Here is a 10,744-nt window from a genome sequence, read left to right as displayed (position 1 = left end):
ACCTCCGTTACCCTGCCATCCCACAGGCCACCGGTCAAGAGATAGGTTACGGCCCCAACCGCCCTTCGTGTTGTGATTTTTCAACGAAACGCGGAAACCTCGGCGTGTCCTGTAACCTCCCGCCCCGGGCTCGCGGATGGATCCGAGGCAGGGGACGTTCCTCCTTGCCAAACATCTGCCCCCCCTTTGATCGGAAGACACGACATCATGCGCAGGAACCGATTCCGCACGGCAGCGATTGCAGCCCTCGTCCTTGTCCTCGGCTCTCGGGCCGACGCCGACCCGATTGTCGCGGGGACGGACCACATCTTTGCCATCGGTGAGCTCCAGACGACGTTGTTTGCCGGCACGCCGCTGGGCCTGAACGATGACGTCTCGTTCACGACCAAACTGACCGGCTCCTACCGGATGAACCGCTCGGCCCAGGTCGGCACCAGCATCGACTTCACGATCACCGACGCCCTCTTCCACGGAGTCTTGCCCGCCTTCCTCGGCGGAAACGCCTTCCAGCTTACGAACACCCCCGGCACGACCTCCTCGGGCACCATCACCGACGTCGTCCAGGACCCGGGCGACCCCGGCTTCAGCTCCGGGGCCGCTTCGAGCTTCGTCTCGGGAAACTACCGAGCGGAAACCTACTACAGCATGTTCGTCCCCGACACCGGCGCGACCTTCTACACCGATCTGAGCGATCCCTCGGTCTTCACCGCGACTCCTGACGCCCTGCCCTTTGCCCCGGGCATGGTGAAGATGGCGATGATCCCGGTGGGTCTCTATCTGCAGGTCGGAGCCTCCCCCGACTCGTCGGTCGATGTTCTGGTCGGGCGGGTTTCCGGCTCGCTGACCGTTGTGCCCGAGCCCTCGGCCTTGGTCCTGGCCGGCATCGGCGCCCTCGGTGTCGTCGGGCTGATCTGCCACCGTCGTCGAGGTCGCCGTCGGCCCCTCGCCTGATCCAAGCCGAGCCGGGGGATCGGCCGGACCAGTGCGGTTCGGCGCCCCGGCTCGGTCAACTCCTCGGCGCGGCCTCACTCCCCCGAACCGGTCCGATCGAGCCGAGCGACGAAGATCCCCGAGCCTCCGGGGCCGGCTTCCCAGGCCGCGACGACCGGCCCTCGGCCGTTGATCGAGGAGGCGATGCTCGGGTCGTTGGCCGAGCGGAACAGGACGATCGGCTCGGCGTCTCCCGGTCGGAGGGCAAGCAGTTGGCCGGGGCGGCGATCGAGCCAGGCGAGGAACGGGCCTTCCGGACCCCACGCAGCCCAGCCTTGCACGCCGGGCCCGAGGAGACGCTCGGGATGGCCGGGCTCGGCGGAATAGAGGCGGCCATCGCGCATCCAGACCGTCGTCGCCTGCCCGTCGGGACCGGCCGCAATGGCGCCGCCGTCCATCGGGCAGACCTCGAGCGGCCAGGTGCCTTCACCGAGCTTGCGGGCCAGTTCGAACGTCTTGCCGCCGTCGAGCGATCGGCAAAGATACATGTCTCGGGCGCCGGAAATGGCGTCGCGCCACATGACGTACAAGGTGCCATCGGGGCCGAAAGCCACCGAGGGATGGCAGCAGGGGCAGATGGGCCCCTCGGGAGACTGGTGGATGAGGACCTCTGGCCCCCAGGTCGCGCCGCCGTCGGTTGAGATCACGCCCCGGATGTGAGCGCGATTGTCGCGGAGATCGGTCCAGACGCAGGCGATCTGACCCTCGGGCCCGGCGGCCATTGCGTGCAGCCCCTCGCGGGCCGAGCCTTCGACCTGGTTGAGCCGGATCGGCTCCGACCAGGTCGTGCCCCCATCGGTCGATCGCCACGACCAGAGATCGCCGGCGCTCAGGCCGCCGTACGGGCCTCCCCCTGCCCCGCCAATCGCCGAAATCACCACCGCCCCCTGCCCGACCGCGATGCGGGGGCCTCGCCGCATCCCCAGCGCCAGCATGCCGGGAGAGCCGACCGGTACCGGCTCTGAGAACGACCGCCCGCCGTCGTCGGAGGAGGCCACGCGGACCTCATTCCCCGCGCCAAAGGCGAGATAGACTCGGCCGTCGGCCCCGATCGTTACCTGAGGCTGTCGGGCCTCACGATCCTTGACGGCCCAGACCGCCTGAGGTCGATCCGGTCCAGCGCCGATTGCAAACAGGGCCAGCAAGGCCGCCGCGAGGGCGGATTGTCGGCGGGGGGAACCAAAGGACGAGGCAAGGGACGACATCATGGGAAACGGTCCTGATCGCGCGGAATCGGTCACTCGTTGATCGTCCGAACATACTCGTGCTGGACGGCGCCATCAACGTCGTGGAAGCGGAAGGCGATCGTCGGCTTGCCGTCGGGACGATCGACGGAGACGGAGAGAAACCCGCCGAGCATGCGGTGAAAGCGGTGATAGTCGGGCTCAAAGCCGGGAGAGCCGCCGGCGTGCTCATCGCTGGCCGGGCCGCAGGAGAACTCGTGGACACCGGTCTCCGGGTCGATCGAGTGATATTGCCAGTGTCGGTCGCCGCAGGCGATGAAGGCGGTGTCGGGCAGGTTTTTGGCGAGCCACTGACGGATTTCGCGCCCTTCGGTGGCGAAGGCCTCGTTGGCGTGATTGTCTCGCTTGCGGGCGCGGTCGGGGCCGACGATGGGGATCGGGCTGACGAGGACTTTCCAGGTGGCATCGCTTTCGAGCATCGACCTCTTGAGCCAGGCCTTTTGCTCGGCGCCCCAGATCGATTTGTCGGGGCCGTCGGGCTCGGGGTTGGGGGTTCGGAAGTCACGCCCCTCGACGAGCCAGACCTGCAGATCCTTACCCCAGCGATAGGTCCGGTAGGTCGGGCCGTCGCCCATCGGCACCTGTTCGCGGAACAGGCGAAGGCCGTCGGCGAAGGTCATCGGGAGCATGAACTCGGGGGTCATGCCGGGCCAGCAGTCGTCGCTCAGGGTGTCGTGATCGTCCTTCTCCCAGTAGGCGGGCACATGCCGGTGGAAGTCGATATGACGCGGGCAGCCGTACATCCGCTGCCAGTGGTAGCGAGCCAGCGGAATGGTCTTTGCCCGGGGCCGTTCGTTGTCGTAGTACACCGTGTCGCCGGTCGGGACGAGGAAATGGGGTTCGAGCCTGCCCATCGACTCGTAGATGGTGAAGCCATCGGGATGATCCAGATCTTTGTACATCATTCCGGTGACAACGGTGAAGGTGACGGGGCTTGGTTGGTCGGCCAGGGGGGCCGTGCGGAACCGCCCGATCAGGGGGGCGTGCTTCGGTTCGCCTCCGGGGCCGGTCGTCTCGGCGGCGTAGTGGTAGACGGTGTCCGCCTCAAGGCCGTCGAGCGGAAACTGATGGGTGAAGTCGGTCGAGGCGTCCACCTCGACCCAATCGGTCGATCGGGCGTTGCTCAGGTCGGGATCGGTGCCGAAGCGCAGACGCACCCGTCCCGGAGCGCCGGGGCTGGCGTGGCGGAGGGTGGGCACCTCGTCGTCGGTCGGGGTCGGATCGTCGTCGGTCGGTCGGCCGACGAGTTCGGCACCTTCGGGGTTGCGGGCCGAGCGTTCGGTCAGGCGCATCCAGACAATCGCCGAGTGCGGCGTCACTTCCCCCACCTTCACGCCGGTCGCCTGGCGCGTTTCGGCCCCGGGGTTGAGGCTCGCGGCAAGGATCAACGGGGCGGCAAGCCAGGGGGTGAACGTCATGATGCGGTTCCCTCTCGTTGGGGGTGAGCGACGGGAGCAAGGACGCCTGGCCGGTTCGGTTATCCCCGATTCGCCAGCGGCGACCGGCCCGAGCGGCCCGGCGCATAGGGAGCGGTGCCGGCGGCGTGATTGGTCAGGTCGAAGATGGGGCCAAGCTCGGGCACGAGGTCGCGGAGGATCGCCTCGACGCCGTGCCGCAGGGTCACATCGGCCAGGCCGCACCCCTGGCAGCCGCCTCCCATGCGAAGGTAGGCGACGTTGTCCTTCATCTCAAGCAGCTCGACCCTACCGCCGTGCCCGGCGACGACCGGGTTGACGTGCTCGTCGAGCACCTGGCGGACCCGATCGGCCAGAACGCTCGATGAGGGCATCGCGGCATGAGCGGCCTCGGAAACGGCGGGATCGCCGGTGGCCAGGTGGGCCCGGATCGCTTCGCCCACCTGTTTGCCGAGCCTCGGCCAGGAATCGGCACCGGCCCGAGCATCTCCCATCAGGCGGCGGAGCCGGAACAGTGCCGGGCCGATCACGGGAATGCCGCTCGGACGCTCTCGGGTGATGGTCGCGCTGTCGTGCGCGATCAGGACCGCCGTCACCCCTTCGATCGCCAGCAAGCGCTCGGCCAGCGGCGAGCCTGCCGCCGCCCCGCGATCGCCGAAATAGGCCCATCGGCCGGGATCGAGTGCCCGGTTGACGAGGAACCGGCAGCGGATGGCGTCGATCGGCTCGGCTCGGATCGTCACCGAGTTCTCCGGAGAAGACCCATTCATGGCGTCGGTTCCGTGGCGAAGGAGGAGCGTCAAACCGTCGGGTCCGGGTCCTGGTGCGGGGCTGGCGCAGGGTTGAAGGCCCGAGGTTTCCAGAACTGAACGACGACGAAGGCCGCGGCGATTCCCGCCACGTTGGCGAACAGGTCGTCCAGGTCGGTCGTGCGCTCCAGGAACGGGATCGACTGGCCCAGTTCGGTCGCCATGGCGAGCACGGCCCCCCCGAGGAAGGTCGGCACGAGGCCCGCTCCGGCCCATCGCCAGAGCAGTCCGAAGACAAAAAACATGCCGAAGTGAATGGCCTTGTCGTACGGCAGCGGACCGAAGATCGCGCCAAGCAGGCGAGCCAGGAACGACGGGCCGTCCCCCCCTGACCCCGAGCCGAGCCACGAGGCCGGGGTCAGGCAGATGACCACGATCACCACGGTCCAGACGATCGCAGGCACGGTGCGACGAGTCATCAGGTCCACTCACCTTTGGGTTGGGATCATCGGAGCTCGCATCAGGCGGAGCCGGTGCGAGATCGGACCATGCCAGGTCCGGTCGGTCGGCTCGGCCCCGGCTCCTTTGCCAGCAGGGAACAGCATAGCCGAAGGAGGGGGCTGTCGGCGAGCCTCGGACGAAGCGCGGTGGCCGAGGGAGGGGCCGGGGCGGATCGGGAGGGCTCGGCCTCGAACATCGAGGGCCGAGTCACTACACTGGAACCCCCGTGGCCCGTCGCCGCGGCGGGCCTTCGACCCGACGGATCGATTCGCGCTTGCCCCGAACCCTTCGATGGCCGATGCCTCCGACCGGATTCGGTCGGGCCGCGCCGGCTGCTGTTCCAAGGGTGGAAGTGGGGCCTGGCCCAAGGGATGAACGACCTTACCATGAGCATCTCACACCGGTTGATGGTTTCCATGATCTTCGCCACGTTCGCCGCCGGGGCCGCCACCGGCCAGGCCCAGGACGCCAACCCCCGCGTCGCCCTGGAGACGAGCAAGGGGACGGTCGTCGTGGAGCTTTTCCAAAAGGAAGCGCCCAAGACGGTCGAAAACTTCCTCCAGTACGTCGATGCCGGCCACTACAACAACACGGTCTTCCACCGGGTCATCGGCCCGAACCCGCAGCAGCCGCAGGGCTTCATGATCCAGGGGGGAGGCTTCGCCGCCGGCCAGCCGATCCAGGAAAAGGAAACCCGGGCCCCAATCAAGAACGAGGCCGACAACGGCCTGACGAACGAGCGAGGCACCCTCGCGATGGCCCGCACGCCCGACCCCGACTCGGCCTCGGCCCAGTTCTTCATCAACCTGTCCGATAACGACTTCCTGAACCATCGCGGCAAGACCCCGCAGGGCTGGGGCTACGCCGTCTTCGGCAAGGTGGTCGAGGGGATGGATGTGGTCGACCAGATCGCCCGGGTCGAAACCGGTCGAGCCCCGGCCATGGCCAAGGGCCGCGGCCCTCAGCTTGAGCGGGCCACCTTCGACGACGTTCCTGTCGAGCCGGTCCTGATCCAGGCGGCCCGTCGGGTTCAGTAACCTCTGCGACGACGTTGATGCTTGACGCGACGGGAGCCGAGGCCCGATCGGATCGCTCGGCTCCCGTTGCTCGATGGATCGAAGGCCGAATTGGTCGAATCGCCACGGTCGAGCCTGCCCACCGGCCCGGCTCTGCCCTAGAATGGGGGTCGCGGGCGTGACGATCGCGGGCCTTGCGTATTGTTCCCGCCGATCGCCTGGACCTTGCCTCGTCGTGCCATTGAGACGAGTCGAGCGGCCCGCGGGGTGACCTGGGTTGAGATGAACCATCGCCGATTCCTCGTTCCGCTGCTCGGCTTGGCCTGTCTGCTGACCTTGCTGCTCGTTTGCTTTGGCCCGGCGCTGTTCCGGGGAGAGCAGTTCGCCTATCGAGACGCGGGGCACTTCTACTACCCGCTCTACAAGGTCGTGCAGGAAGAGTGGGATGCCGGCCGGGTGCCCCTTTGGAACCCCTGGGAAAACGGCGGCATGCCCTTGCTCGGGCAGCCGACCTCGGCAGTCCTCTATCCCGGGAAGCTGCTGTATGCCGGCGTCCCGTATGCCTGGGGGGCGCGGCTCTACACCATCGCCCATGTGCTGCTGGCCCTCGGCGCGATGTTCGCGCTGATGAGGCACTGGCAGGTCAGCCGCACGGGATCGCTGCTGGCCTCGCTCGGCTACGGGTTCGGCGTGCCGGTGTTGTTTCAATACTGCAACATCATCTTTCTTGTCGGGGCGGCCTGGATGCCGCTCGGCTTGCTGGCGGTGGATCGCCTGGTCCGGCTCCGTATGCGTCGGGCGATTGTCGAGCTGGCGGCCGTCCTGACAATGCAGACCCTCGGCGGCGATCCACAGGCGACCTACGTCACCGGCCTGATTGCCGCCGGCTATGCCTTGGCGATCGTCGGCGCGGCCCGGCGATCGCCCAACGACGGCGACCGGCCCCGCTCGTCCCGATGGCTCGTCTGGTCGCTGGTGGCGATCGGAGGGCTGATTGCCTGGGTCGGTCTGACGCTCGTGGCGGGGATCTGGCTGCCGGAACTGCGCCCGAGGCCGACGCAGACCCAGCCGATGCCCGTCTTCCCGTGGACGCCGTTCGCCTCGAAGCTCGTCCTGGGCGGCTGGGCGGTCGCAGCGGTCCTGATCGCCGTCGTCTGGAAGCGGAGCCCAAAAGGTCGGGCCAGAATGGGGATGCTCGCCCTGCTGCTCGGCTCGGCGGCCTTGGCCGGTTTGCTCGCGGCCGCGCAGCTCTTGCCATCGAGCGAGTTCAACAGCCTGTCGAGCCGGGTTGCCCGCGAGGGCTCGCACGAGATCTACGCCTTCAGTGTCGAGCCGTACCGCCTGGCCGAGTTGCTCTGGCCGAACGTCTTCGGCATGAGCTTCGGGGTGGAATCGACCTGGATGTACTTGCTGCCGCCCGGGGGATCGCAGAAGGTCTGGGTGCCGTCGCATTACCTCGGCGGGCCGGTGCTGGTGCTGGCGCTGACGGCCTTCGGCTTTCGAGGTCGGACGCCGGGCCGGGGGTTGATGTCGGCCGTTGCGCTGCTCGGGGTGCTGGCCGGATTGGGGATGTATACCAGTCCGCTCTGGTTCGCCCGGTTCGTGCCGGGCCTGGCCGAGCAGATCGGGCCGCACGATCCCGCGATGACCGGACCGGTGCGGTTGGATGGGATGCTCCGCGACGGCGACGGCAGCTTCTACTGGTTCCTGGCCGTTGTGTTGCCAGGGTTCGACGGCTTTCGCTATCCGGCGAAGTTCATGACCTTCGCCGCGTTGGGGATTGCCGGGCTGAGCGGTTTCGGATGGGACCGGCTCGTCGGCGGTCGGACCCGTCGCGTCGTGGTGACGGCCGCGGTGGCCCTGGTGGCGACGATCGTTGCGGGAGCGGCGCTGGCGGTCGGATCGGAGCGGTTTGTGGCCTGGATCGCCTCCGATCAGATGGCCACGCAGGGCGGGACTTTCGGCCCGATCCAGCCCGAAGCGGCCCGGTTCGAGACGGCCCGGGCGCTCGGTCATGCCGCCGTCGTGATGACGCTGATGCTCGTCATCGCCCCCCTCGCCGCTCGTCGTCCAAAGCTGGGCGCGGCCTTGATGCTGCTCACCCTGACCGCCGATCTGATCGTGGCCAACTCCCGGTTCGTCCTCACCGTGCCGCAGGAGATGCTCGACGTCGAGAATACGCCGAGGGTGCTGGACCTGATCGCCGAGGCCGAGGCTGAACAGCCGACCGAAGGCCCCTACCGGATCCACCGGATGCCCGTCTGGAGCCCGCTGAACTGGACCGTTACGAGCGACCCGAACCGCGTTCGGGAACTGGTGCGATGGGAACGCGACACGATCCAGCCGAAGTACGGCCTGCTCTCGGGAGTTGAATACACTCACACCGAAGGGACAGCAGAACTTTATGATATGATGTTCTTCTTTGCTCCCTTTCAGCGTCGGCTTCGGCCCGAGGCGGCCCGGATGCTGAACGACGAGGCGGGCAAGGAGATCGTCGTCTTCCCGCGCCGGGGGTTCGATCTCTGGAATACCCGATACTTCGTCGTGCCGATGGTCTCCGCCGACTGGGTGAGCGAGTTCCGCAGCTATGCCGCCTTCCTGCCCGAAACCACGACGATCGACCCTGACCGAGAGGCATTCGCGGCCTTGCCAATCGAGGAACAGAATCGCATTACGCTCGAGAATGATGTGCAGATTCTGAGGAATGAAGCGGCTTATCCTCGGGCCTGGATCGTGCATGAGTTGAAGGTTCTTACACCGATTACGGGGCTTGACCGCGAGGCTCGGCTCGGGGTCATGAACGAGATCCTGCATCCTGGCCCCGGCGATCCGTTCTGGTCGAATCCGGACCTGAATGTGTTCGACCCTCGACGCCTCGCCTGGGTTGAGCCGGACGACCCGAGCGTGCTTCAGGGGTTTGCGACCGGCGGCCCTCCGGGGATGGGCGAGCGGGTGGAGGTGATCGCTCATGAGCCCCAGCGCGTCGAGCTGAGAGCGACGCTGGAACGCCCCGGCCTGGTCGTGCTGGCCGACACGTTTTACCCCGGCTGGCAATTGACCATCGACGGCGAGCCCGCCCCCATCATCCGCACCAACCGCATGATGCGAGGGGCCGCCGTGCCGAGCGGGACCCATGAGCTTGTGTATACCTACGAGCCCGATTCCTTCCGTCTCGGCCTGCTTGGCTCGACGATCGGGCTGGTCCTGGCTCTGGTGCTGCTCGGCTGGTCGTTCCTCCGGCCGACGCTCAGGTTGGGAACTGCCGATCAGGGGGAGCGTGAGGATGCTGGACCGGAGTTCGGTTGACGGCTCAAGCGGCATGCTCGTTTTCCTCGAACTCGTGATTGATCCTTCAGGGTGGGGTTGAATCGTCATGCTTGGATTTCGAGATATCCGGGTTGCCTCGCTGGTGCTCGCTCTGACGGTGGGTGTGTCGGCCAAAGAAGCGCCGGCCTCGAACCCGCTCGACGATCCCGAGACCTTCCCGATTGCCGTCTGGCTGCAGGCTCCCGGCAATGCGGAGCGGTATCGAAGCATCGGGATCAACACGTATGTCGGGCTCTGGCGAGGACCGACCGAGGAGCAGCTTGACGCCCTCGATGCCGCCAGGATGCGCCTGATCTGCGGGCAGAATGAGCGGTCGCTTCAGTTCAAGGATCGCGCGACGATTATCGGCTGGATGCATGGCGACGAGCCCGACAACGCCCAGCGCTTGCCTGAAGGGGGTGGCTACGGTCCTCCGATCGCTCCGCAAACGATTGTGGATCAGTACCGGGCCATCAAGCAGGCCGACCCCGACCGTCCCGTGCTGCTGAACCTCGGCCAGGGGGTTGCCTGGGACGGTTGGCGGGGTCGAGGGGTCCGCACGAACCACCCCGAGGATTACCCCGACTATGTCGAAGGCTGCGACATCGCCTCGTTCGACATCTATCCGGCCTGCCACGAGCACCCGGACATCGCGGGGAACCTCTGGTACGTGCCTCTGGGGGTCGAGCGGCTCCGCCAGTGGACCGAGGACCGCAAGCCGGTCTGGTGCTGCATCGAGACGACTCGAATCAACAACGCGGACTACACCCCCTCGCCGCGCGACACTCGGGTTGAGGTCTGGATGGCCCTGATCCAGGGCGCCCGGGGGATCATCTACTTCTGCCACCAGTTCGAGCCGAACTTCATTGAGGCCGGGCTCCTCGCCGACGACGCCATGAGCCGGGAGGTCGCCGCCCTGAACCGGCAGATTCAGGACCTTGCCCCCGTGCTCCACTCCCCCGATCGGCCCGAGCTGGCCCGCGTCTCCTCCTCCAACGACGCCGTGCCGATTGCCGTTTCCGTCAAGCAGCACGACGGGGCGACCTACCTCTTCGCCGTCTCGATGCGAGATGGTGGCACGACCGGCACCTTCACCCTGCCCGACGCCGGCGATGTCCGGGTCGAGGTCCTCGGCGAGGATCGCTCGATTGACGCTCCCGAGGGGACCTGGAACGACCGCTTCGAGGGGTATCAGGTCCACCTGTACCGGCTCACCCAGGCGATCGAAGCGCAGGAGGACGATGCCTCGTAAGGCGTGCGGGAGGCGCTGGCCGTGTCTCCCGGTGCGCCGGTCGGTGCGCTGGGAGGGTGGGGTGTAACCTGAGATGAAGTCATGACTTCCGATGATCGGGGCAGTTCGTTTCGTCGGAACGATCTGCCCCGATTGGGTTCGTTTCGTCGGGAGATGATGGGGGCCGGCAGAGGTGGGGAGTCGAACGAGCCGGGCGGTCAGGGGCGATCCGGTGCGCCTCCTGGTGCGCCTTGCGGTGCGCTCTTGGTGCGCCCTCCGTTGGGAGAGGGAT

At 67.2% G+C, this 10,744-nt stretch carries 8 protein-coding genes; 4 read left to right on the top strand and 4 right to left on the bottom strand.

Annotated elements, in window-relative coordinates:
• Window positions 1-207: 207 nt before the first annotated feature.
• Window positions 208-951, top strand: a complete 744-nt coding sequence (locus GA615_RS14770) for a PEP-CTERM sorting domain-containing protein (RefSeq protein ID WP_152052077.1) — start codon at window positions 208-210, stop codon at window positions 949-951.
• A gap of 74 nt (window positions 952-1,025) precedes the next feature.
• On the opposite strand, the gene GA615_RS14765 is transcribed toward GA615_RS14770, so the two are convergent.
• The 4 genes from GA615_RS14765 to GA615_RS14750 are packed head-to-tail and all read right to left on the bottom strand — an operon-like array spanning window position 1,026 to window position 4,877.
• Entirely contained in the window at window positions 1,026-2,198 is a 1,173-nt protein-coding gene (locus tag GA615_RS14765; RefSeq protein ID WP_152052076.1) for a sialidase family protein, read from the bottom strand.
• A gap of 29 nt (window positions 2,199-2,227) precedes the next feature.
• Window positions 2,228-3,652 (bottom strand): alkaline phosphatase D family protein, encoded by a 1,425-nt coding sequence (locus GA615_RS14760; RefSeq protein ID WP_152052075.1) that lies wholly within the window; start codon window positions 3,650-3,652, stop codon window positions 2,228-2,230.
• 59 nt (window positions 3,653-3,711) lie between these two features.
• Window positions 3,712-4,419, bottom strand: a complete 708-nt coding sequence (locus GA615_RS14755) for a NifU family protein (protein WP_152052074.1) — start codon at window positions 4,417-4,419, stop codon at window positions 3,712-3,714.
• A 29-nt stretch (window positions 4,420-4,448) separates the two neighbouring features.
• Window positions 4,449-4,877, bottom strand: a complete 429-nt coding sequence (locus GA615_RS14750; RefSeq protein WP_152052073.1) for a VanZ family protein — start codon at window positions 4,875-4,877, stop codon at window positions 4,449-4,451.
• 408 nt (window positions 4,878-5,285) lie between these two features.
• Here GA615_RS14750 and GA615_RS14745 point away from each other — a divergent pair, with 408 nt between their 5' ends.
• The 3 genes from GA615_RS14745 to GA615_RS14735 all read left to right on the top strand — a co-directional run bounded on the left by GA615_RS14745 (window position 5,286) and on the right by GA615_RS14735 (window position 10,473).
• Window positions 5,286-5,936 carry a peptidylprolyl isomerase gene (locus GA615_RS14745; RefSeq protein WP_152052072.1) on the top strand — a complete coding sequence of 217 codons (651 nt, stop codon included), beginning with the start codon at window positions 5,286-5,288 and terminating at the stop codon, window positions 5,934-5,936.
• Between the two features lie 261 nt (window positions 5,937-6,197).
• Window positions 6,198-9,221: a hypothetical protein gene (locus tag GA615_RS14740; protein ID WP_152052071.1), complete on the top strand. Its 3,024-nt coding sequence runs from the start codon at window positions 6,198-6,200 to the stop codon at window positions 9,219-9,221.
• A gap of 67 nt (window positions 9,222-9,288) precedes the next feature.
• Complete coding sequence (locus GA615_RS14735) at window positions 9,289-10,473, top strand: hypothetical protein (protein ID WP_152052070.1); 1,185 nt, start codon at window positions 9,289-9,291, stop codon at window positions 10,471-10,473.
• The last annotated feature ends 271 nt before the right edge of the window (window positions 10,474-10,744 follow it).

Source organism: Tautonia marina (assembly GCF_009177065.1).
GTDB classification, from domain to species: domain Bacteria; phylum Planctomycetota; class Planctomycetia; order Isosphaerales; family Isosphaeraceae; genus Tautonia; species Tautonia marina.
This window is presented reverse-complemented; position numbering and strand designations above follow the sequence as displayed.

Excerpts from the sequence above, each read along its gene's own strand:
- GA615_RS14755 (WP_152052074.1), bottom strand. The coding sequence starts at position 4,419 with ATGAATGGGTCTTCTCCGGAGAACTCGGTGACGATCCGAGCCGAGCCG.
- GA615_RS14765 (WP_152052076.1), bottom strand. The coding sequence starts at position 2,198 with ATGATGTCGTCCCTTGCCTCGTCCTTTGGTTCCCCCCGCCGACAATCC.
- GA615_RS14750 (WP_152052073.1), bottom strand. The coding sequence starts at position 4,877 with ATGACTCGTCGCACCGTGCCTGCGATCGTCTGGACCGTGGTGATCGTG.
- GA615_RS14735 (WP_152052070.1), top strand. The coding sequence starts at position 9,289 with ATGCTTGGATTTCGAGATATCCGGGTTGCCTCGCTGGTGCTCGCTCTG.
- GA615_RS14740 (WP_152052071.1), top strand. The coding sequence starts at position 6,198 with ATGAACCATCGCCGATTCCTCGTTCCGCTGCTCGGCTTGGCCTGTCTG.
- GA615_RS14770 (WP_152052077.1), top strand. The coding sequence starts at position 208 with ATGCGCAGGAACCGATTCCGCACGGCAGCGATTGCAGCCCTCGTCCTT.
- GA615_RS14745 (WP_152052072.1), top strand. The coding sequence starts at position 5,286 with ATGAGCATCTCACACCGGTTGATGGTTTCCATGATCTTCGCCACGTTC.
- GA615_RS14760 (WP_152052075.1), bottom strand. The coding sequence starts at position 3,652 with ATGACGTTCACCCCCTGGCTTGCCGCCCCGTTGATCCTTGCCGCGAGC.